14 protein-coding genes and 1 pseudogene are annotated in these 21963 nt (G+C 63.2%); 3 read left to right on the top strand and 12 right to left on the bottom strand.

All coding sequences use genetic code 11. From position 1 onward, the window contains the following. Positions 1 to 138: 138 nt before the first annotated feature. Positions 139 to 1098 (top strand): curved DNA-binding protein, encoded by a 960-nt coding sequence (cbpA, locus tag L6D77_RS06850; RefSeq protein WP_153785555.1) that lies wholly within the window; start codon positions 139 to 141, stop codon positions 1096 to 1098. A gap of 2 nt (positions 1099 to 1100) precedes the next feature. Beyond that, positions 1101 to 1406 carry a chaperone modulator CbpM gene (locus L6D77_RS06845; protein WP_110992969.1) on the top strand — a complete coding sequence of 102 codons (306 nt, stop codon included), beginning with the start codon at positions 1101 to 1103 and terminating at the stop codon, positions 1404 to 1406. Positions 1407 to 1538: 132 nt separating this feature from the next. On the opposite strand, the gene L6D77_RS06840 is transcribed toward L6D77_RS06845, so the two are convergent. From L6D77_RS06840 to L6D77_RS06805, 8 genes are all read right to left on the bottom strand, one after another. Beyond that, on the bottom strand, positions 1539 to 2069 hold the full coding sequence (locus L6D77_RS06840) for a GNAT family N-acetyltransferase (protein ID WP_232882486.1): 531 nt from the start codon (positions 2067 to 2069) through the stop codon (positions 1539 to 1541). 5 nt (positions 2070 to 2074) lie between these two features. Further along, positions 2075 to 2599 (bottom strand): GNAT family N-acetyltransferase, encoded by a 525-nt coding sequence (locus tag L6D77_RS06835; protein WP_232882485.1) that lies wholly within the window; start codon positions 2597 to 2599, stop codon positions 2075 to 2077. A gap of 31 nt (positions 2600 to 2630) precedes the next feature. Then, positions 2631 to 3329 carry an urea ABC transporter ATP-binding subunit UrtE gene (gene urtE, locus L6D77_RS06830; protein ID WP_232882484.1) on the bottom strand — a complete coding sequence of 233 codons (699 nt, stop codon included), beginning with the start codon at positions 3327 to 3329 and terminating at the stop codon, positions 2631 to 2633. Positions 3330 to 3463: 134 nt separating this feature from the next. Beyond that, on the bottom strand, positions 3464 to 4321 hold the full coding sequence (gene urtD / locus L6D77_RS06825; RefSeq protein WP_232882483.1) for an urea ABC transporter ATP-binding protein UrtD: 858 nt from the start codon (positions 4319 to 4321) through the stop codon (positions 3464 to 3466). Then, positions 4318 to 5397 carry an urea ABC transporter permease subunit UrtC gene (urtC, locus tag L6D77_RS06820; protein WP_232882482.1) on the bottom strand — a complete coding sequence of 360 codons (1080 nt, stop codon included), beginning with the start codon at positions 5395 to 5397 and terminating at the stop codon, positions 4318 to 4320. The genes urtD and urtC overlap by 4 nt, the downstream gene beginning before the upstream one ends. Next, positions 5397 to 6884, bottom strand: coding sequence for an urea ABC transporter permease subunit UrtB (gene urtB, locus L6D77_RS06815; protein ID WP_232882481.1), 1488 nt, complete (start codon positions 6882 to 6884; stop codon positions 5397 to 5399). The genes urtC and urtB overlap by 1 nt, the downstream gene beginning before the upstream one ends. Before the next feature lie 140 nt (positions 6885 to 7024). Next, entirely contained in the window at positions 7025 to 8290 is a 1266-nt protein-coding gene (gene urtA / locus L6D77_RS06810) for an urea ABC transporter substrate-binding protein (RefSeq protein WP_153785548.1), read from the bottom strand. Between the two features lie 247 nt (positions 8291 to 8537). After that, complete coding sequence (locus L6D77_RS06805; RefSeq protein ID WP_232882480.1) at positions 8538 to 15458, bottom strand: Tc toxin subunit A-related protein; 6921 nt, start codon at positions 15456 to 15458, stop codon at positions 8538 to 8540. 519 nt (positions 15459 to 15977) lie between these two features. Between L6D77_RS06805 and L6D77_RS06800 the strand changes: the two genes are divergently transcribed. Then, entirely contained in the window at positions 15978 to 16277 is a 300-nt protein-coding gene (locus L6D77_RS06800) for a hypothetical protein (protein ID WP_232882479.1), read from the top strand. Between the two features lie 386 nt (positions 16278 to 16663). On the opposite strand, the gene cycA is transcribed toward L6D77_RS06800, so the two are convergent. From cycA to L6D77_RS06780, 4 genes and pseudogenes are all read right to left on the bottom strand, one after another. Continuing rightward, entirely contained in the window at positions 16664 to 18079 is a 1416-nt protein-coding gene (cycA, locus tag L6D77_RS06795) for a D-serine/D-alanine/glycine transporter (RefSeq protein WP_232884681.1), read from the bottom strand. Positions 18080 to 18312: 233 nt separating this feature from the next. Continuing rightward, positions 18313 to 19680 (bottom strand): PepSY-associated TM helix domain-containing protein, encoded by a 1368-nt coding sequence (locus tag L6D77_RS06790; RefSeq protein ID WP_232884680.1) that lies wholly within the window; start codon positions 19678 to 19680, stop codon positions 18313 to 18315. 58 nt (positions 19681 to 19738) lie between these two features. Further along, positions 19739 to 21805, bottom strand: coding sequence for a TonB-dependent copper receptor (locus L6D77_RS06785; RefSeq protein ID WP_232884679.1), 2067 nt, complete (start codon positions 21803 to 21805; stop codon positions 19739 to 19741). A 67-nt stretch (positions 21806 to 21872) separates the two neighbouring features. Beyond that, a pseudogene (locus L6D77_RS06780) lies at positions 21873 to 21963 on the bottom strand (DUF2946 domain-containing protein); the annotation flags it as partial.

The following is a 21963-nucleotide window of genomic DNA, read 5'->3' as shown; positions in this document are numbered from 1 at the left end:
GGCCGCGCAGTGTATGCCAGTTGGCTACAGAATCAAGACCGGTCGTCTGCCGTGAGGCAAAGCCAAGCGCACCTTGAAAGGCTATGCTTGGCCCCTATCTTCAGTTGCAACCTGCACTTTCACATTGGTGATCCACAGATGGACTTCAAAGACTATTACAAGATACTCGGCGTCGAACCGAGCGCGGACGAGAAGGCGATCAAGGCCGCGTACCGCAAGCTCGCGCGCAAGTATCACCCCGACGTCAGCAAGGAGCGTGACGCCGAGGACAAATTCAAGGAGGCCAACGAGGCCTACGAAGTGCTTGGCGACAAGGACAAGCGCGCCGAGTTCGACGAAATTCGCAAGTACGGTGGCCAGCACGGCCGGCCGTTCCAGGCCCCGCCCGGCTGGCAGAGCCGTGGCGGCAATGGCGGTGGCGGCTTCGAGGGCGGCGACTTCTCCGACTTCTTCAGTTCGATCTTCGGCGCCCGGGGTGGCAACCCCTTCGGTGGTGGCGGCCGGCAACAGCGCAGTACCGGCAGACGAGGGCAGGACGTGGAACTGGAACTGGCGGTCTTCCTTGAAGAGACCCTGAACAACGAATCCAAGCAGATCAGCTTCCAGGTGCCGCAGACCAACGGCGCCGGGCAGCGCACCGGGTTCACCACCAAGACCCTGAACGTGAAGATTCCCGCCGGGGTGACCGACGGCGAGCGCATCCGCCTCAAGGGCCAGGGCGCCCCGGGTGTGGGCGGAGGCGCCAATGGCGATCTGTTCCTGACCCTGCGCATGGCACCGCACCCGCTGTTCGATGTCGAAGGCCATGACCTGATCATCACCGTGCCGCTGGCCCCGTGGGAGGCCGCGCTGGGGGCCAAGGTGGCGGTGCCGACCCTGACCGGCAAGATCAACCTGACCATCCGCCCCGACAGCCAGAGCGGCCAGCGCCTGCGGGTCAAGGGCATGGGCCTGTTGAACAAGCAGGGCGAGCGCGGCGACCTCTATGCCCAGCTCAAGGTGGTAATGCCGGCCCAGTCCGACGCCGCTGCACGCGAGTTGTGGACCCAGCTCTCCGAGAAGGCTGCGTTCAACCCGAGGACTCAATGGAGTAAGTGACCATGAGCAGCACCCTGATCGTTCAACTGGACATGCGTACCCTGTGCCAGGAAGCCGATGTCACGGCCGACTGGGTGATCGAGATCGTCGAGCACGGCATTGTTGAACCGTCGGGGCGAACGCCCGACGAATGGCTGTTCGATGACCGTGCGCCGGTGACCTTGAAGCGCGCGGTGAAGCTGCATCAGGAGCTTGAGCTGGAGTGGGAAGGGGTGGCGCTGGCGCTGGAGTTGCTGGAGGAAGTGCAGCAGTTGCGCAGCGAGAACAGCATGTTGCGCCAGCGGTTGGGCAGGTTTACCCAGATGTGATCGCCTTTTCCTGCAGATACCGGGGCTGCTGCGCAGCCCTCTCGCGGCACAAGGCCGCTCCTACAAGGGGAACGCGATCTCCTGTGGGAGCGGCCTTGTGTCGCGAAAGGGGCGCAAAGCGCCCCCAGATTCTCAGGCCTTTTCAAGCACCTTGAAATACAACGCCGTCGCCCGATACACCCCGTCCGGCCCACAGGCATAGTCCGGAATCTCCCCCGCCTTGCTGTACCCCAGCGCCCGATAGAACGCCTCCGCCCCGGAGCCGGCCTCGGTATCCAGATACAGCATCCCCCGCCTGATCCGCCGGGCATCGGCCTCCAGCGCATTCATCAACTGCTGCCCCAGCCCACGCCGCCGCGCATCGCTGTGCACCAGCAGCTTCTGCACCTCGGCCCGGTTCAGCCCGTTGGGCTTCAGGCACAACCCCAGCTGCACACTGGCCAGCACCTCGTGGCCCTGGGCAATCACCCACAACAGCTGCTCACCACTGGCCAGGCGCGCCCTCACCTCATCGAAATAGACATTGGCCTGCTGTTCGTCGATATCGCCGAGAAACCCCACCGACGCCCCCTGTCGCACCGCATCCAGCAGCAGGGCCACCAGGCCCTCGCGGTAATAGGCCAGGCCTTCGTGGGTGACGCGTTGCAAGTGGGCGGCGTTCATGGGGTTCAGCTCCTTGAGGGGGGAAGGGCGTTCTCGTCCAGATTCAGCTGCATGAAGGTCAGGTCCAGCCAACGGCCGAACTTCACGCCCACCTGGGCCATCTGCCCGGTGGTGGCGAAGCCCAGGCGTTCGTGCAGGCGGATCGACGCGGCATTGCCGCTTTCGATGGCCGCGACCATCACATGTTTGTCGCAAATGCGCGCACGTTCGATCAGTGCCGCCATCAGGATCGGCCCCAGGCCTTTGCCGCGCTGGTCGCCACGGATGTACACCGAGTGCTCGACGGTATGCCGGAAGCCTTCGAACGGCCGCCAGTCGCCGAACGAGGCATAGCCCAGTACCCCGGTTTCATCCGTCGCCACCAGGATCGGATAACCCTGCTGCGCGCGGGCCTCGAACCAGGCCTGGCGGTTGGCCAGGTCGACCGGGGTTTCGTTCCAGATCGCCGTGGTGTTGCGCACGGCGTCGTTGTAGATGTCGAGGATGCCAGGCAGGTCTTCTACCAGGGCATCGCGCAGCGGGTGACTCATGACGGCATCTCGCAAGGGAAGTGCATGCAGATTAAATGGTAACCAGGCCACGTACACCCTCGGCCTGCATGTTTTCGCCGCGCCCGCGCTGGACGATCTCGCCACGGGCCATCACCAGGTACTGGTCGGCCAGTTCCTCGGCGAAGTCATAGAACTGCTCGACCAGCAGGATAGCCATGTCGCCACGGTCGGCGAGCTGGCGGATCACCGCGCCGATCTCCTTGATCACCGAGGGCTGGATGCCTTCGGTCGGCTCGTCGAGGATCAGCAGGCGCGGGCGGCTGGCCAGGGCACGGCCGATGGCCAATTGTTGCTGCTGGCCGCCGGACAGGTCGCCGCCACGGCGTTGTTTCATCTGCTCCAGCACCGGGAACAGTTCGTAGATGAACGCTGGAACCTCCCGTGCCTCGCGGGCCGGGAAGCGCGACAGGCCCATCAGCAGGTTCTCCTCCACCGTCAGGCGCGGGAAGACCTCGCGGCCCTGGGGCACGTAGGCGATGCCGGCCTGTACCCGTTGCTGCGGCTTGAGGGTGGTGATCGGCTTGCCTTCCCATTCCACGCGGCCCTCGCGGGCCGGCAGCAGGCCCATCAGGCAGCGCAGCAGGGTGGTCTTGCCCACGCCGTTGCGCCCGAGCAGGCAGGTGACTTCGCCGACCTTGGCCTCGAAGGACAGGCCGCGCAGGATGTGGCTGCCGCCGTAGTACTGGTGCAGGGTGTCGATCTTGAGCATGTGTTGTCCTTGTCGAATCGGCTTTGTGTGTTCGGGCCTCATCGCCGGCAAGCCGGCTCCCACAGGATTTGTGCAACCGCAGCCCCTGTGGGAGCCGGCTTGCCGGCGATGAGGCCGGTACAGCCACCCAGAATTCAGCGGCCCAGATACACCTCAACCACCCGCTCATCCGCCTGCACCTGCGCCAGCGACCCTTGCGCCAGCACACTGCCCTGGTGCAGCACCGTCACATGGTCGGCAATGCTGCCCACGAACCCCATGTCATGCTCCACCACCATCAACGAATGGGTGCCAGCCAGCGAGCGGAACAGCTCGGCGGTGAACTCGGTCTCGGCATCGGTCATCCCCGCCACCGGTTCGTCCAGCAGCAACAACTGCGGCTCCTGCACCAGCAGCATGCCGATCTCCAGGAACTGCTTCTGCCCATGGGACAGCAGCCCCGCCGGGCGCTGGGCCAGTGGCAGCAGGCGCAAGGTGGTCAGCACCTCATCAATGCGCTGGCGCTGCTCGCCACTCAGGCGCGCGGCCAGGCTGGCCCACACCGACTTGTCGGCCTTCAAGGCCAGCTCCAGGTTCTCGAACACCGTCAGCGCCTCGAACACCGTGGGCTTCTGGAACTTGCGGCCGATCCCGGCCTGGGCGATCTGGTACTCGCTCATGCGGGTCAAATCGAGGGTGTCGCCGAAGTAGGCGCTGCCGCTGTCGGGGCGGGTCTTGCCGGTGATCACGTCCATCATCGTGGTCTTGCCGGCGCCGTTGGGGCCGATGATGCAGCGCAGCTCGCCCACGCCGATGTACAGGTTCAGCCCGTTGAGCGCCTTGAAGCCGTCGAAGCTGACGCTGATGTCCTCAAGGCTCAGCACCGTGCCATGGCGGGTGTCGAGCCCGGGCTTGCGCGGCTGGCCAAGGCCGATGGCGTCACGGCCGGCGCCCAGTTGGTCGAACACCGGTTCCAGCATGAATTCCGGATGCACCGGGGGCACGCCTCTCATGGCTGGCTCCTTTTCTTCACAAGCCCGACCACGCCCTTGGGCAGGTACAGGGTGACGACGATGAACAGCGCGCCGAGGAAGAACAGCCAGTACTCGGGGAACGCCACGGTGAACCAGCTTTTCATGCCATTGACCAGGCCTGCGCCGAGCAGCGGCCCGATCAGCGTGCCGCGCCCGCCCAGCGCCACCCACACGGCGGCTTCGATGGAGTTGGTCGGCGACATCTCGCTGGGGTTGATGATGCCTACCTGCGGCACATACAGCGCCCCGGCCAGGCCGCACAGCACGGCGCTGAGCACCCACACCAGCAGCTTGAAGCCACGCGGGTCGTAGCCGCAGAACATCAGGCGGTTCTCGGCATCGCGCACGGCGGTGAGCAGGCGGCCGAACTTGCTGCGGGTGAGCCGCCAGCACAGGTACAGGCTGGCCAGCAGCAACAGCACGGTGACCAGGAACAGCACCGCCCGCGTACCGGGCGCAGTCACGTCAAAGCCGACGATGGTGCGGAAGTTGGTGAAGCCGTTGTTGCCACCAAAGCCGGTCTCGTTGCGAAAGAACAGCAGCATGCCGGCGAAGGTCAATGCCTGGGTCATGATCGAGAAGTACACGCCCTTGATCCGCGAGCGGAAGGCGAACCAGCCGAACACCATCGCCAGCAGCCCCGGCGCCAGCACCACCAGGCACAGCGCCCAGGCGAAATGCTGGGTGCCGGCCCAGTACCAGGGCAACTCGCTCCACGACAGGAAGGCCATGAACCCCGGCAGGCCGTCGCCGGCCGCCTGGCGCATCAGGTACATGCCCATGGCGTAGCCGCCCAGGGCGAAGAACAACCCGTGGCCCAGCGACAGCAGCCCGGCGTAGCCCCACACCAGGTCCAGCGCCAGGGCGACGATGGCGTAGCAGAGGATCTTGCCCACCAGGGTCAGGGTGTAGGCCGAAACCTGCAGCGCGTGCCCATCGGGCAGCAGTGACAGCAGCGGCAGGGCCAGCAGCACCAGCACCCCGGCGGCGCCGAGGGCCAGCGAAACACGCGGCCCGGCCTTTTGTGCGGCAGTGACAAGCAGTGGCTGGTTCATCAGTCGATTACCCGTCCCTTGAGGGCGAACAGGCCTTGCGGGCGCTTCTGGATGAACAGAATGATCAGCGCAAGGATGAGGATCTTGCCGAGCACCGCACCGATCTGCGGCTCCAGCAGCTTGTTGGCGATACCCAGGCCAAAGGCCGCCCAGAGGCTGCCGGCCAGTTGCCCGACACCGCCGAGCACCACCACCAGGAACGAGTCGATGATGTAGCTCTGGCCAAGGTCCGGCCCCACGTTGCCGACCTGGCTCAGGGCCACGCCACCCAGCCCGGCAATGCCGGAGCCCAGGCCGAAGGCGAGCATGTCGACGCGCCCGGTGGACACCCCGCAGCAGGCCGCCATGTTGCGGTTCTGGGTGACCGCGCGCACGTTCAGGCCCAGCCGCGTGCGGTTGAGCAGCAGCCAGGTGAGCAGCACCACGGCCAGGGCGAACACGATGATGACGATGCGGTTGTACGGCAGCACCAGGTTGGGCAGCAGCTGGATGCCGCCGGACAGCCAGGCCGGGTTGCTCACCTCGACGTTCTGCGCGCCGAACAGCAGGCGCACGGCCTGGATCAGGATCAGGCTGATGCCCCAGGTGGCCAGCAGGGTTTCCAGCGGGCGACCGTAGAGGTGGCGGATCACCGTGCGCTCCAGGGCCATGCCCACCCCGGCGCTGACGGCGAAGGCCACCGGCAGGGCGATCAGCGGGTAGAACTCGATGGCCCCTGGTGCGTAGCGCTGCACCAGCACCTGGACCATGTAGGTGCTGTAGGCGCCGAGCATCAGCATCTCGCCATGGGCCATGTTGATCACCCCCAGCAGGCCGAAGGTTATCGCCAGGCCCAGGGCCGCCAGCAAGAGGATCGAGCCCAGGGACAGGCCGCTGAAGGCCTGGCCCAGCAGCTCGCCCACCAGCAATTTGCGTTGCACCTGGGCCAGGCTTGTTTCGGCGGCGGTACGCACGGCGGCATCGGTTTCGGCGCCCGGTTGCAGCAGCGCTTCGAGGCGGGTACGGGCCAGCGGGTCGCCGGTTTCGCCGAGCAGGCGTACGGCGGCCAGGCGCACGGCGGGTTCGCTGGCGCCCAGTTGCAGGTTGGCCAGGGCCAGGCCCAGGGCGGCCTGTACGGCGGCGTCCGGCTCGGCGGCGAAGCGGCGGTCCAGGAAGGCCATCTGCGCCGGTTGCGCGGATTTTTGCAGTTGCTGGGCGGCGGCCAGGCGAACGTTGGCCTGGTCGCTGAGTAGCTGGTGGCTGGCCAGGGTGTTGTCGATCAGCCCGCGCAGGCGGTTGTTCAGGCGCAGCTTGCGGGTGTCGCCTTCGGCGATACGGCCTTGGCGCAGGTTTTCCAGCAAAGGCAGGCGCGCGGCATCGGGTTGGGCGGCCCAGGTTTCGAGCAGGTTGGCTTGCTCGGCGGGCTTGGCGCTGAGGAAGAATTCGCCCTCGCTGGCTTGGGTGGCCAGGGGCAACAGCAGCAGGAGGGTGAGCAGGAATCTGAGCATAAGGGCAGTCCTGGAAAATCGGCGGTGGATTCATCGCTGGCAAGCCAGCTCCCACAGGTTCAGTGCTGTTCTCAGGGCTGGCGCGATCCCTGTGGGAGCCGGCTTGCCGGCGAAAGGGCCGCAAAGCGGCCCCAATGCACTCAGTTCCCTTTCACCGCATAGTCAGGCCGCTTGTCATTGCCCGGAATGAACGGGCTCCAAGGCTGTGCCCGCAACGGTTGTTCGGTCTGCCACACCACGCTGAACTGCCCGTCATCCTGGATCTCGCCGATCATCACCGGCTTGTGCAGGTGGTGGTTGGTCTTGTCCATGGTCAGGGTGAACCCGGACGGCGCCTTGAAGCTCTGCCCGGCCAGCGCCTCGCGCACCTTGTCCACATCCGTGGACTTGGCCTTTTCGGCGGCCTGCGCCCACATGTGGATGCCCACGTAGGTGGCCTCCATCGGGTCGTTGGTCACCGCCTTGTCGGCGCCCGGCAGGTTCTTGGCCTTGGCGTAGGCCTTCCAGTCGGCGACGAACTTCTGGTTGACCGGGTTATCCACCGACTCGAAGTAGTTCCACGCCGCCAGGTGGCCCACCAATGGCTTGGTGTCGATGCCGCGCAACTCTTCTTCACCCACCGAGAACGCCACCACCGGCACCTCGGTAGCTTTCAGGCCCTGGTTGGCCAGCTCCTTGTAGAACGGCACGTTGGAGTCGCCGTTGACCGTGGAAATGACCGCCGTCTTGCCGCCGGCGGAGAACTTCTTGATGTTGGCGACGATGGTCTGGTAATCGGCGTGGCCAAACGGCGTGTACACCTCTTCGATATCCTTGTCGGCCACGCCCTTGCTGTGCAGGTAGGCGCGCAGGATCTTGTTGGTGGTGCGCGGGTACACGTAGTCGGTGCCCAGCAGGAAGAAGCGCTTGGCGCCGCCGCCGTCTTCGCTCATCAGGTATTCCACCGCCGGGATCGCCTGCTGGTTGGGGGCAGCGCCGGTGTAGAACACGTTCGGCGACATCTCTTCACCCTCGTACTGCACCGGGTAGAACAGCAGGCCGTTGAGCTCCTCGAACACCGGCAGCACCGACTTGCGCGACACCGAGGTCCAGCAGCCGAACACCACCGCCACCTTGTCCTGGGTGAGCAGCTGGCGGCTCTTCTCGGCGAACAGCGGCCAGTTGGACGCCGGGTCCACCACCACGGCTTCGAGCTGCTTGCCGTTGACCCCGCCCTTGGCGTTGATCTCGTCGATGGTCATCAGCGCCATGTCCTTGAGCGAGGTCTCGGAAATCGCCATGGTGCCCGACAGCGAATGCAGGATGCCGACCTTGATGGTCTCGGCGGCCTGGATGCTCCAGCTCAGGCCCATTGCCGCGATCGATGCACTGAGGGTGAAGGCCTTGATCAGACTGCGTCGCTTCATTTGGTCACTCCGATGTGAGGTTGTGGTGCTGGCAGGTCGGAGATTGCAAGGGATATGCCGAGGGGCTGGGAGGGGCGCAGTAGAAGGGTTATGCGAGGTTATTGCGCGTTGCGACGGGCCAAGTTGGTGCCTGGGCGTTTTGCATGCACAACATTGGGGTCGCGATGGTTCGGCGTTGCTTTGAACCGCTTCCACAGGTGCAGCACGGATTACCAGGGCTGTGCTGTACCTGTGGGTTGCGGCGCTGCTACTGCTTGCAGGGCATTTGCTTGCACAGTTTGCTGGCATGCGCCCTGAAATCGTCATCGCCCGCCTTGGCCGTATAGACCAGGTTCAACCGGATATCGGCGATCACTGAAGGGTCCGCAAGCAGTTGCTCGCTACCTAGAATCTCCAGCGTCCATTGCGAAATGGCGCCCGTGCCTTCGAATGGCAGGTAACGGCCGTCGTGGAACATCAGCTCGTAGACCCAGGTGCCGGGGTCATACCCCAAGCCATCTTCGGCGAGCGTCGATGACAGGGCGATCTGCTGGTTCACGCTCGGGTTGCGCAGTACGCGCCTGGGGTCCTTGCCTGCTTCATCGAGTTTTTTCTGGTCGTCTGGCGATAAGTCGGCCAAGGCGGGATATAGCGAGCTGGCGGCGTCCTGATCGGCTTCGAGCAAGGTCGTACTGCCTGTCTGGCTCAGGGTGGCGCAGAGTTCGTCCAGGCTTGCATCGCCCTTGAGCACGAGGGTCACCGACACGTGCTTGATCTGGCGCAGGTAGTGGCCCGGGTAGCTCCTGTCGAAATCGCTTGCGGACAACGCAAAACGGTAGCTCAGTGGTGCAGCGGGAGAGGTCGGCTTCCTGAACACTGCGTCCCAAGCCGGTTCGCCCAGCCTATCCTTCAGGCTGAACGATTTCCTGATGGTTAGCCGGCGTTCGTTGTTCAGCAGGTATTCATTCTCCATCTGCTGTAGGTTCACCAGCAGGGACTCGCCCACCAGCATGCCTTTGTAGTTCTCGCGCCATGCAGTGGTGTCGATGAAACTGGGGCGCCGATAGTCGCCAATCTCGTAGCGCCACGCGGCTTCCACCGCCAGGCACAACGAACGGACGGCATCGTAGGCCGCACCGTATAGATGCTCCTGACGGGCCACCAGCCAGTTGTAGATGGGGATGATGGTGAAGCCGGTGGTCATGGCCAGATAGTCTTCTTTCAGGTTGACTCGGTCCTGTTCGACTTGGGCCAGGGCAATGGTGCTGGCATTGAGTTCGATATTGGTTTCGTCGATCTGTTGGTCGAGGATCCTGAGGTCCCATTCGACCTGGCGCTTGTCGAATGCCCATTCGGCGGCGCGGCGGTTGTAGGCGGCCTGGGTCAGAAGCTCACCGGCGATCATGGTCGAAACGTCAGCCGAGGCATGGAGCGCCTGGGCGGTTCTGGCCATAGGGGCCGACACATCGTTACCGCCCACGGCCATGCCGTAAATGGTGGGAACGGCGGCCTTCGTTGCGCCCGATGCGAGCTCGAACGGTATGCTCATCAGCAAGGCACTGTTTGCCAGCCAGGTGAATCCTGTGGCGGCTTCCTCTTCAGGCGAGCGACCGACATCGATGAGGTGGCTGAGGTATTCGTTTTGTGCGGCGGCCTTGTTTCGGCTGAGCAGCAGCACTTTCTTCTTGGCCTGGACGCCGCTGATGGCTTCTTTCTGGATACGGATGGCGAAGTCGACCATCGTGATTTCCTGCGCCTTTTGCTGCACTGAAAAGCTGGTGTTGAACTCATCCTCCATCAGCTTCATGTAGTGCCGCCCGAAGTCGGACAGTTGCTGGGCAGCGGCCTTGGCGATGGGCAGCAACTGGCGGAAACGGTAGTGAGGAATCGCCAGTTGGCCATCGCGGTAAGGGATGGGCAGGTTGCTCACACCGCCCAGTGAATTGCCGAACGCCTCCCGGTTTTCGTTGCTCCAGTCCAGGGGCGGTAGGAGCTTGCCATCCAGGGTGAGCCCATGGCGCAGGTTGTATAGCCGACTCTGGAGTGTCTTGTTCAGGTCGAGTACCCGGCGGTTGATGGGCCTGCGGAACGCGCCCGAGCCGAGTGCGCCCAAGGTGGTGGCAGCCCAGCGTGATGCGTTGTGTCCCTCGGGTAACGGGCCGAGCAGCTTGAGCGCTTGCTGGTAGCACAACCAGGCTTGGTTGAGCGCACTGAGGGTGAGCTGGCGGTAGTAGTGGTCGCCCTGGGCGAGCCAGTTTTCCAGGAAGGCGAGGTAGATGGCTTGCTGGTAATGCCGGGCAAGCACGAAGACGCGGCTGATGGGGTCTACATCCTTGCGCAATATCGAGCTCAAGGTGCCCACCTGCGAGAGGGGGCGGGTGCACCATGGTGCAGGGCGCCCCGCTTCGTCGGGTTCGGTTCGGTAGGGGTTGAACAAGTAACGCAGGTACCAGTCTTCCGCCTCTTCGAATTGTTGTTGCTCGGTCAGGCGCATGGCAATCATCGCCGGCACGTGCAGGAACAGTTCGCGAAAGTAGAGGGCGTTGGCGCCATGGAAGTCCATCTCGACCGTGTTCTCTGCATTGTCCAAGTCAGGTTCTTGAAGTATCTGGGTATCCCAGGCCAGCACCCGATCTACACCTTGGCTGGCGCGGGCGACCAGGTTTTTGCCGAACAGGGTATTAAGGCGGATTTTATCGGTCTTCAGAGTGGCTAAGGGGCTCGTTGCTTTTGTCAGATCCAGGTATTGGGCCTGAGCAATGTTGTTGGCTAGGGACGCACTCCAAGGCACATCGAATTTGGATGTTTTAACAGATACGATATACGTGCATGCGTGGAACTTGCTATCTTGATTAAGAGCGTTAATGAGAAGAGTAATTTTGTAGCGAGTGTCTGGGGTGAGGTCGAATGAAAAGATTATGTTTTTTTTGTTGTCTTCGTCTAGTAGGGTGTAAGTAATGTCATTGTCGGTTGTTTCGTTGTTTTCACTTTTGCGTATGCTTATCACTGCGGGTTCTATGGGTGCGAAGTCCCCTTGGTCTGTGTTTCTGTATTTGTATGTCGCTATTATTTTAGTGTCGGTCTGGGAGGCAAGCTTTATTTCAAAAGTGTTGTTTGCGTTTTTGATTTCTGTGGCAGGGTATTCCTCGCAGTCCAATTGTAAGGGGCTGCCGCTATAGGGGCGCTGAAGAATGAGTTTACTTTTGCGGTCCCCTAGCAGGCTCGTAATAATTGCATTCGAGTAAGCTTCGCTGATTGGTTTTTTTTCTACCAAAAGTAGGTCGCGAGCCTCAACGTAGAAGTCTTTGTCCCTTTTTAGATCCGATTCTGCTGACTTGCCGGTGTCGTATAGGAATGCAACCAACCAAGGGTCGTGTTCACGATCACTTTCAACGTTGACTGCCACAATCAGACCGGGCTTGAAATCCATGCCTTTCGCATAGTTATCAGGGGCCCAATTGCCTTTCTCGTCGAAACCGTCAAGACGCATTAGTTCATTGCCCGTGCTCCATGCGCCATCGCTTTGCTGAAACGCATAGTTCACGGAGATTTTGCGTTTTTTGTCCAAGGTCTTGTTGGCACTCTTGCCGTCCGGCAAGTCCGTGCTGCTGCGCTCCACCCAGAAGATGTAGCGGCGCCCGGCAATGACCACCGGGCGTACGGCGTCGGCGTTGTCTGCGTTTTGTGCGATTTCGTCCGTTGCCGCCAGCCCGATTTTCTGCCATTCGCTCCACGCCAGGGGGCTCAGCCGTTCCTGATCGTCACGCATACTCATGTCGAGGGTGCGCCAGTAGTATTCGTAGGGCGTGGTGTTGGTTTTGGCGACCAGATGATAGGTGTCGCGCTCGGGGTCAAGGCCATCCAGGTAGCCACAGATCACTTGTAGGTTGCTGACCCGCTCGAACTTGGCCAGGTAGTTGAAAATGGCCGTTTGCAGCAATGTGGTGTCCATCCTGCCCTGGTTGAGTTCAACTTCGAGCTCTTGAAACGCCATGCTCTTGTTGGTCCGGTTGGCGTAGTAGATGAGGTTGGCGGGGTGGTTGCGCTGTTCCCTGTCGCGCTTCCAGGTGCCGTATAGCCCAAGCTTGCCTTGCCACTGCATCTGGCTGTCACCTGACGGCGAGGTTTGGCCATATCCGGGCTCCAGGTGTGCATACAATCGTGAAAGGTAATGCTGCAGGCTGCCGATGGCCTGGTTGAGCAGGGTGGTGCTGACCGCGCTGCTGACGCGGATATCGCACAGGCAATAGCTCGACAGGTCGTCCACGGAACTGAACGTGGCCTCGGTGGCGGAAGGGGAGGTGGGCCAGTATGCAAGGAGGTAGCCGGCCAGGGCATCGCGCCAGTGTTCGCGGGTCGTCGTGTCGACACATTCGCGCAAGCCGTCATCGGCGCCGGCCTGCAGCAGTTGGCTGATACTTTCGTATTCAAGGTAGGGGGCTGTTTCGTCCAGTTCGGTTAGGCCCAGTAATGATGAGCATGTCAGGCCGGTTCGGGTGCAGAGTGTTTTCAGGCGCAGGATGAAGTCGATGTCGCTAATCGTGGACGGTACGCAAGAGATGCCGACCTCGCGCTTGACCGTATGAGGGCGCTCAGCCAGCGCTTCAAGGGTAAGTGGGAAATAGCCATAATTAGGGTATGCCTTACGTCGTTCTTCCCATTGTGCGGGGAGAAAGGCTTTCTCGTATTGATCTTGGGTGAGCAATAAAGGTCCGGGGTGTTGGCGTGTGAAATCGATTAATTTGTCGCGAAGGAGAGAAAGTAATTTGTCAGAGTAAGTGATGACGCCAGCTGGATGAATAATGACGTACTTAAGAAAGGTGCCGATATCATACGTACTGTACTTTGCAAATTCATCTTCAGTTAATGTGCCAAGAAAGTCATCAAATGTCGGCCTGTTATCCTCGACCAATTGTTCGGCCGGGACGCAGGGGCAGGCATCCAAGACTTCGTTTTCGTCCCAGCCAATCAAAGCCGCTAGTGCTTTTGCCGCTTCTGCCACTTTCGTCTGCCCTGTGCTGGGGCGATGCCTTGTCAGAAAGTCGATGGCATCGGGTTCATCGGCGCCTTTTGCTCTGCACCACTCAACCCACTCGCCGAAGCGGCTGAGCTGATAGCACAGGTCCAGGTTCACGCCTTCGAGGGTGGGCTGCTCCAGGTCGAACCATTCCGGATGGTCACAGAGTGCCTGGATTGCGCCAGGGCTCAGGCGCAACAGTGTGCTCAACGCACAACGGCGTTCCAACTTGAACCACAGTTGGCTCGCGGTGCGCTTTTCTTCGGGCGTGCTGCTCACATGGGTGAGTGTGCGGGCGGCCTCCAGAACCTTCTTTGCCGAGGTGTCGGACCAACGCAATAGCGGCAGGGCATGCTGTATGGTGAGCCCAGGGTTCTTTGGGTGAGCGGCAAAGACACTTACCAGCAGTTGAGCAACCAGTTCCTGTTGCCGGGTAGGCGTGCTCCAGTGCAACAGCACTTCCTCGATGGCGCCATAACGTTCTTTGAGGGTGCCCAGCAGCTTGCGGTCCAGGTCTACTGCCGTAGTCGGGATGGGTGCCAGCGCTTCCAGCAACACGCTCGGTGCGATGCGCTGCTGGCGCAGCCATTGGTCGAGGTTGCTCAAGGCGACCAAGGTATCCAGTACATCCGTCGCTGCGTTATCGTCGATCACGGGTATTCCGGCCAGCCGGGCCATCACGTCGCAGCCCGTGGTGGCCAGCAATGCGGCCAAGGCGCTGGCTTCCTGTGGGGAGCGTTTGAACAGCCGATGCAGACGGCTCTGGCGATACAACGAGGACAGCAGCGGCAGCGACACTGTGAGAGCATTTGCCCCCAGCGCCTGCTTGGCATGTGCCAGATACGCCAAGGTTGTCTGCTCGTCCGCGCCCACGGCCTTTGCAAACGTCGGTAGTACCTTGAACTGGCCGTCGGCGCCATCGGCCGGGTCGAACGCTCGGCCATCGAGTATCAACGTGTCGAGGGTGTCGGGCCGGCCGGCACCAGGGCCATCCAGTACCCGGTCCAGCATGGCGACCTGATCGCCAATGCCATACGGGCAGACTTCGCACACCAAGGCGCTGAACTGTTCGGCGCTGATCCCATAGGCGTCGTTCAGGTAGCGAAACACACCCAGGGCGCGCAGGACGGCGGGCGTCAGGTACCAGTCCTTGAACTGCCTGACTTGTCCCATGGCACTCAGGATCGACATCAGCAAGTGGTCCACCTGGCTGAAGGGCAACCCAAGTTCCCGTTGCAGGTGGATCATCTGGTACATGCGCGACAAACAGTCGTAATCGATCCAGTCGAACTGCGCCTTGATACCAGCCCCGGTCATTGCATCCTTGATCGTCAGGCGTGTCTTTCTCCGCGCATTGATGTACGCCGCACCGTTGTGGAAATTGCTGACGTTCGGTTGTTTTGCAGGGCGGTAGGCGCGGGACTCATGCACGAGGGTGTTAGCGGCCTTCGCATCGTCGTCGACGCCCGCCACTGCAAGCATCTCCAGCACCTGTTCAAAGCTCAGGCCGGTCCGCTGGCAGAAGGTTTCGACATCCACGAGCGCGGCACTTGCGCTTTTGGCATCGAGGTCGTCCATGCCATACCATCTGCGCCAGTGGTCGCCGGTTTGGCGCAGTGCTTTTTCCTCCAGCAGCAGTGCCTGCAGCGCCGGGCTGAAGCCGCTGGCGTTGCGCATTACTTGACGCAGCTCATCGGTTCGCAGGCTCTGGTAACAGAAACTGGCGTAGCTGTAGGTCGCCTGTTGCAGCAGTTCGAAGTGCGGGATCTTCCTGTACCTGAGCAGCGCCTTGATCTGTTCGTGGGCATGGTGATACGGCAGGTCGACATGCTGCCCGGCGTTCGCCAGTACCTCGGGCAGATATGCCGTGGCGCCTGCGCGTGCCTGGGCATTATGCGCGAGGCTGCGGATGGCCAAGGACAATGCGCTGACCGGATGCTCCAGCTGCGCGGGGTCGAGCAGCAGTTCGCCTATGTCCGGGCGGCGTTGTGCCAGTAGCTGGCGGGCGCTGGAGGTGCTGGTCTGCTCCAGTTCGAGCGCCTGTTGGTACAAGGCATGCAGGTAGGCGATCGGCCCGGTGTTCGACTCGGGCGCGTCGGGGTCACAGGGGTTGGCCAGCTGCTCCGGGAACAGTTTGGCGTAGGTGTGGGCGTTGGCGGATTGTTCGCTCATACGAATGTGCTCCCAGACGAGTAGGCGTCATTGGCATGACGTGGCGGTCTGGAAGCATTTGACGGCGGGGCGGGGGGCGCTACAACTGACAAAAATGCCAGGCCGGCACCTGCTTGGGAGCTGCAGGCCAGGTGCGGCAAGGGGTGCAGCGCGGTCGAACATTTTGACACATCATTGATACTTGAGTACCGTGCCGCACCGCAGTAGTTTCTGCGGTTCGGGATTGGCGTCCCGGATACAGAAGAGAAAGAGCATTCGCGTGACCAACGCTGTGTTCTGCATGGCTGCACCCGTTATGGGCGGAGCCGTGTGTGGGAGCCTTCGGGCTCACCGGTTCTCTTCTGTCCGGCACGCCAACCCGCACGGCTCCGTCCACCCATCCTGGCGTATGGGCTCGGAGAATCACTTCAGAAGAGCTGCAAGGAGATGCACCATGCTCAAGAAGATCGTTCCAGATCCCCCGTTCGCGCCTGTCGCTGGCGCACCTCTCATCAATGCCCGAAGCCGAGAGGTGCACCCATGAACTTGGAATCGCAAGTCAGTCCCGCCCTTTGCAAACCCCGCCCCGTTACCGGCTGTTCACAGTTCGGCACCTGCAATCACGCCCATGCCCCGATGCTTTCGGTGCATGCCGGTGTCGATAGCGAGGATGCGCTGGTGTGCGCGGTGGCGGCGTTGAAGGCGGCGTATGAGACCAATGCCGCGGCGTTGGAAAAGGCGGATGAGCCGTTGCGCAGTTTGCTGACGGCTACCGAGAATTCATTGGAGAAGGGGTTGGCGTTGGCTGAGGCTGTGCTTGAAGGGTTGGAGCAAGGCTGAGCACAGGGGCAGCTTTTCGAGCTGCTCGACGGGAGAGTTGCAGCGCCTATGAAATCGAGCGCCGCCCGCGCGGCGCATCGCTGGCAAGCCAGCTCCCACATCTGTTTCGGGCCAGTTACTCCTGGTCCATCTCCACTGTCCGCCTTGTTGGCATGACGCGGTATCGAGGCGGGCGCTGCCGGCCCCTCACAAGACTTGAGGCATGCACCAAGGCGGGCAGCGGTACCCTCACAGACATAATTGGCCCGAAACAGATGTGGGAGCTGGCTTGCCAGCGATGCGCCGCGCGGGCGGCGCTCGATCTTGAGGGCGCTGCAAAGCTATCGTCAGGCACCTGCCCGCCAGCACGCGATCAAAAGCCCCACCCTCAAGGGCAAGGCTCAGAATCAGTTGCTCCGAGCGTCACGCACCACCGCCCGCGGCTGGCGCTTGCTACGCACAAACTGATAAGTCACCGCCAACAGCACAAACCAGATCGGCGTCACCACCAGCGCCTGGCGGGTGTCGTCACGCAGGCTCAGCAGCACCAGGATGCCGGCGAAGAACACCAGGCACACGTAGCACATGAAGCGCCCGCCGGGCATCTTGTAGCTCGACGCTTCATGCAGCGCCGCGCGGTGTTTGCGGTAGCTCAGGTACGACAGCAAAATCAGCGTCCAGACGAACATGAACAGCACCGCCGACACCGTGGTCACCAGGGTGAACGCCTCGACCACGTCGGGCACCAGGTAGATCAGCACCGCGCCCAGCAGCAGGCAGGCGCAGGAGAAGTACAGGCCGTTGGCCGGTACCGCGCGGCGCGACAGTTTCTCGAAGGCCTTGGGCGCATCGCCTTCCTGGGCCAGGCCGAACAGCATGCGGCTGGTGGAGAACACCCCGCTGTTGGCCGACGAGGCCGCCGAGGTGAGCACCACGAAGTTGATGATGCTCGCCGCCGCCGGCAGGCCGGCCAGCATGAACAGCTCGACGAACGGGCTCTTGCCCGGCACCACGTCGCGCCATGGGGTCACGGCCATGATCGCCACCAGCGCCAGCACGTAGAACACGATGATGCGGATCGGGATCGAGTTGATCGCCCGGGGCAGGGTGCGCTCGGGGTTCTTGGCTTCAGCGGCAGTGGTGCCCACCAGTTCGATACCGACGAAGGCGAACACGGCAATCTGGAAGCCGGCGAAAAAGCCCATCAAGCCATGAGGGAACATGCCGCCGTCGTTCCACAGGTTGGCCAGGCTCGCGGTGTCGCCGCCCGGCGACTGGAAGCCGGTGATGACCATGTACAGGCCGGTGACCACCAGGCCGAGGATGGCGACGATCTTGATCAGGGCGAACCAGAATTCCATCTCGCCGAACAGTTTCACGGTCACCAGGTTCAGCGACAGCAGCAGCGCCACGCAGCTCAGTGCGGGGATCCACTGGGGCATGTCGGGGAACCAGAACTGGGTATAGGCGGCGATCGCCACCACGTCGGCGATGCCGGTGACCACCCAGCAGAACCAGTAGGTCCAGCCGGTGAAGTAGCCGGCCCAGGGGCCGAGCAGGTCGGCGGAGAAGTCGATGAACGACTTGTAGTTGAGGTTCGACAGCAGCAGCTCGCCCATGGCGCGCATGACGAAGAACAGCATGAAGCCGATGATCATGTAGACGAAGATGATCGACGGGCCGGCCAGGCTGATGGTCTTGCCCGAGCCCATGAACAGGCCGGTGCCGATGGCGCCGCCAATGGCGATGAGCTGGATGTGGCGGTTGGTCAGGTTGCGTTGCAGGTGCTGGTCTTCAGCGGGTGTCTGGGAGGTCCGGGTCATAGGCTGCATTCCATTGAGGGTCAGTCTTTTTGTGAGCGAAAGCCGAACAGGCTATCACGTCGCGTTCCGATCGCGGGCGTGGCAGATCGACACGATCTTGGCGGTGCAGCGTGGTGCTCGACATGACGGGCATCAATGGTTGTATGTGCCGGCCTCTTCGCGGGCAAGCCCGCTCCCACAGGCGACGCGAATCCTGTGGGAGCGGGCTTGCCCGCGAAGAGGCCGGCGCGGAATCAGGCCTGAGCCACGACCCTGCGCTGGCGCACCACCAGGCTATCCACCACCCACATCACCACCATCGACACCCCCACCAGTGGGAACGCCACGCCCAACACCAGCATCACCGCCACGGCGGTCTTCCAGCGCGGCAGGTCATGGCGCAGCGGCGGCACGCCCAGGCCGCTCGCGGGCTTGCGCTTCCACCACATCACCAGCCCGCTCACCGAGCCCAGCAGGATCATCAGGCACACCAGCAGGATGACGATCTGGTTCAGCGGCCCGAACATCTTGCCTTCATGCAGCATCACGCCAAGCTCGGTGGCGCGGGCCACCGGGCTGTAGTCCTGCCAGCGCACGTCGGCCAGCACCTTGCCGGTGTACTGGTCCACATGCAGGGTGGCGTCGTTGCGCGGGTCGTCGGCGAACACCGCGATGGTGAACACACCGTCGGCGCTGGACGGCAAGGTGATGCTGTAGCCCGGCGCGACCTGGCGCAGGGTGGCGACGTTCTCGACCTGCTGCAGGCTGACCTGTGGCGCGGCAGGCGCCTGGTCGGCCATGTGATGGCCGGCGTGCTCGGCATGCGCGCCGGACACCGGCATCGGCGTGTTCTCCAGCGCCCAGGGCACGGTCTGGCGGTGGGCGTCGTTCAGCTCACCGGCCTGTTTGTCCGATTTCGGCACGTCGTTCCACATGGCCGCCGGGAAGCGGTTCCACAGGTCGGCGTACTGCTTGCCCCACAGGCCGGTCCAGGTCATGCCGCTGATCAGCATCAGCAGCAACAGGGCCGAGCCCCAGAACCCGGTGACCGCGTGCAGGTCGCGCCACAGCACCCGGCCACGGGCGCTCAAGCGCGGCCACAAAACGCCAGCGCTGTTGCGCCCGCGTGGCCACCACAGATACAGACCGGAGACGACCAGCACGATGCCCCAGCCTGCGGCCAATTCCACCAGCCGGTCGCCAACCGTGCCGACCATCAGCTCGCCATGCAGGGCGCGGGCGATGGCTTGCAGGTTCTGCTTGCCGTCCTGCTCGCCCAGCACCTTGCCGCTGTACGGGTCGACGAACACATTGAGCTCGCGCCCGCCGTCATGCACCACGAACTGCGCGCTGCGCTCGGCGTCCAGCGGCGGCAGGTACTGGCCCACGTGCCCCTGTGGATAAGCCTGGCGCACGTTGGCCAGCAGGGTGTCGGCGTCCTGCCGGTGGTGGCCGGCCTTGACCACCATCAGGTCGCGGTACATCAGCGGGTCGAGCTGAGGCTTGAACAGGTAGATGATCCCGGTGATCGCCAGCAGGATCATGAACGGCGCGACGAACAGCCCGGCATAGAAATGCCAGCGCCAGGCCAGGTTGTAGAACGATACGTTTGGTTTGCTCATGGGAGCCTCCCGTAGACCTGAGTTGGGCGCGGTCAGGCCCCGCGCCCGTTTGTTGTTATCAGAAGCTGAAGTCGACCTTGGTCCAGAAGGTCCTGCCTGGCTCGTTCACCGGCTGCGGGTCTGCCGCCGGGTAGCCGAACCCGGCGTTCCCGGCCAGGTTCAGGTGTTCTGCGTAGGCCTTGTCGAACAGGTTGTCGACGCCCGCGCTGAGCTTGAGGTTGTGGTTCACCTTGTAGGCGCCATTGAGCGAGAACACGCCGAAGCCAGCGCTCTTCTCGTAGTCCTTGCCGACCACGTTGCCCTGGTTCTGGGCGATGCGGTTCTGTTCGGCCACCAGCCGCCACAGCGTGCCGACGCTCCAGGCGTCGCGGCTGTAGGTCAGGCCCAGGCGGCTTTCCAGTGGTGGCATCTGTGGCAGTGCCTTGCCGTCGCTGCTGTTCTTGCCCCAGGCGTAGGCCAGGGTGGCGTCGGCCTTCCAGTTTTCGGTGAGCTTGTAGGCCGCACCCAGTTCGCCGCCCATGATGCGGGCGTCGATGTTCTGCGCCTGGGAGCTGAGCATGCCCATCATGTTCGGGCGGTAGTCGAACAGGATGTAGTCGCGCACCTGCCCGACATAGCCCGAGGCCCAGGCCTCCAGGCGCTCGGTGCGGTACTGGATGCCGAAGTCGAGCTGGGTGGTCTTCTCCGGCTTGATGCCGTCGAAGGCGTTGGGCGCGCCGGCCGGGGCGCGGCTGGGCGAGAACAGCTCCCAGTAGTCGGGGAAGCGCTGGGCATGGCCGAGGCCGATGTAGGTGGTGGCGGGGATCGCTGCCAGGTCGCGCTCGTAGCGCACGAAGCCGCTGGGCAGGGTGTCGGCGCGGGTGTCGCCCTGGGTCGGGCTGCCCTTGCGGAAGTCGCGGGCCGAGGCGCGGTCCAGGCGGGCACCGGTGATCAACCGGTCTTCGCCGGTGGCGTACCAGGTCAGTTCGCCGAAGGCGCCATAGTTGTGGAAGTCGGCGTCCTTGGTCCAGGGCTGGCCGGTGTGGGCGTTGATGCCCATGCCGCCACGCTTGCGGTGTTCGTTGGTTTGCGCGTCGAGGCCGCTGATCAGTTGCACGTCGGCCCAGCGCCAGGTGGCCTTGATGCGTGCGCCCAGGGTGCGGCGGTCGACGTTGCTGACCATGGGCATGCCCATCATGCCGGTGCCCGACGGCGTGCGCAGGCTGTAGTTGTCCATCACGTGGTCGGCGTAGTTGTAGTAGACCTGGGCCTCGACCTTGTCGAGCACCTCGCCGAGGTTGGATTTTTCGAAGCGCAGGCCCAGGCTTTCGCGCTTGAACTGTGAACCGTCCATGCCGCGCCCGGCATAGCGGGCCTCGCCGTCGCCCTTGCCGGCGGTGAGTTCGAGCAGGGTGTCGGCGTCCGGGGTCCAGCCCAGGGCGACGTCACCGTTCCACTTGTCCCAGCGCGACGGCACGGTGTCGCCGTTGCCGTCGTCATAGTCGTCCGAACGCGACTGGTTGCCGACGAAGCGCACGTAGCCCAGGCGGTTGCCGGCGGCGGCGTCGAGCACCTTGTCGAAGCGGCCGTTGGAGCCGGCCAAGAGGCTGGCGTTGACGCGGCTGCCGAGCTCGCCGAATTTTTCCGGTTCACGGTCGAACAGGATGGTCCCGGCCGAGCCGCCCGGGCCCCAGATCACGCTTTGCGGGCCTTTGATCACGGTCAGGCGGTCATAGGTTTCCGGCGAAATGTACGAGGTGGGGGCGTCCATGCGGTTGGGGCAGGCGCCGAGCATCATGCCGCCGTTGGTGAGGATGTTCAGGCGCGAGCCGAACATGCCGCGCAGCACCGGGTCACCGTTGGTGCCGCCAGAGCGGATGGCCGAGAACCCGGGGATGGTCTTGAGGTAGTCGGCGCCGTCGCTGGCCGGCACCGGCTGGCGTGGGTCCTTGGGGTTGGTGACCACGGTCAGTGGCGAGCTGGGGGCGATGGCGGTGATCACCGTCGGGCTCAGCTCGGCAGCGTCGTGGGTGTGGCCTTCGTGGCCGGTTTCGGCGGCCACGGCCAGCGGTGCCAGCAGCGAGCCGCACAGCAGGGCGACGGTCCCGCGCAGGGAAAGGGCAAAAACAGGGGTACAGCCGGACATAGTGATTCCAGTCGATCAGTCGTGAGTCAGCGCGAAGCCTCCTGGCTTCGGGCGTTAAGAAGTGGGTTCAGGCGACGATCGAGTTGGGTGGCGCGCGGCTGCGCGCGCCGGGGAATACAGCCTGCCGGGCATGGCCCTGGCGCGTGGCGACGGGGAGG

This window comes from Pseudomonas parasichuanensis (genome assembly GCF_021601385.1).
Taxonomy (GTDB): Bacteria; Pseudomonadota; Gammaproteobacteria; order Pseudomonadales; family Pseudomonadaceae; genus Aquipseudomonas; species Aquipseudomonas parasichuanensis.
Note: the sequence above shows the minus strand (reverse complement) of the source record. Positions and strands in the feature narration are given on the sequence as shown.

Excerpts from the sequence above, each read along its gene's own strand:
- cbpA (WP_153785555.1), top strand. The coding sequence starts at position 139 with ATGGACTTCAAAGACTATTACAAGATACTCGGCGTCGAACCGAGCGCG.
- L6D77_RS06845 (WP_110992969.1), top strand. The coding sequence starts at position 1,101 with ATGAGCAGCACCCTGATCGTTCAACTGGACATGCGTACCCTGTGCCAG.
- L6D77_RS06840 (WP_232882486.1), bottom strand. The coding sequence starts at position 2,069 with ATGAACGCCGCCCACTTGCAACGCGTCACCCACGAAGGCCTGGCCTAT.
- L6D77_RS06835 (WP_232882485.1), bottom strand. The coding sequence starts at position 2,599 with ATGAGTCACCCGCTGCGCGATGCCCTGGTAGAAGACCTGCCTGGCATC.
- urtE (WP_232882484.1), bottom strand. The coding sequence starts at position 3,329 with ATGCTCAAGATCGACACCCTGCACCAGTACTACGGCGGCAGCCACATC.
- urtD (WP_232882483.1), bottom strand. The coding sequence starts at position 4,321 with ATGAGAGGCGTGCCCCCGGTGCATCCGGAATTCATGCTGGAACCGGTG.
- urtC (WP_232882482.1), bottom strand. The coding sequence starts at position 5,397 with ATGAACCAGCCACTGCTTGTCACTGCCGCACAAAAGGCCGGGCCGCGT.
- urtB (WP_232882481.1), bottom strand. The coding sequence starts at position 6,884 with ATGCTCAGATTCCTGCTCACCCTCCTGCTGCTGTTGCCCCTGGCCACC.
- urtA (WP_153785548.1), bottom strand. The coding sequence starts at position 8,290 with ATGAAGCGACGCAGTCTGATCAAGGCCTTCACCCTCAGTGCATCGATC.
- L6D77_RS06805 (WP_232882480.1), bottom strand. The coding sequence starts at position 15,458 with ATGAGCGAACAATCCGCCAACGCCCACACCTACGCCAAACTGTTCCCG.
- L6D77_RS06800 (WP_232882479.1), top strand. The coding sequence starts at position 15,978 with ATGAACTTGGAATCGCAAGTCAGTCCCGCCCTTTGCAAACCCCGCCCC.
- cycA (WP_232884681.1), bottom strand. The coding sequence starts at position 18,079 with ATGACCCGGACCTCCCAGACACCCGCTGAAGACCAGCACCTGCAACGC.
- L6D77_RS06790 (WP_232884680.1), bottom strand. The coding sequence starts at position 19,680 with ATGAGCAAACCAAACGTATCGTTCTACAACCTGGCCTGGCGCTGGCAT.
- L6D77_RS06785 (WP_232884679.1), bottom strand. The coding sequence starts at position 21,805 with ATGTCCGGCTGTACCCCTGTTTTTGCCCTTTCCCTGCGCGGGACCGTC.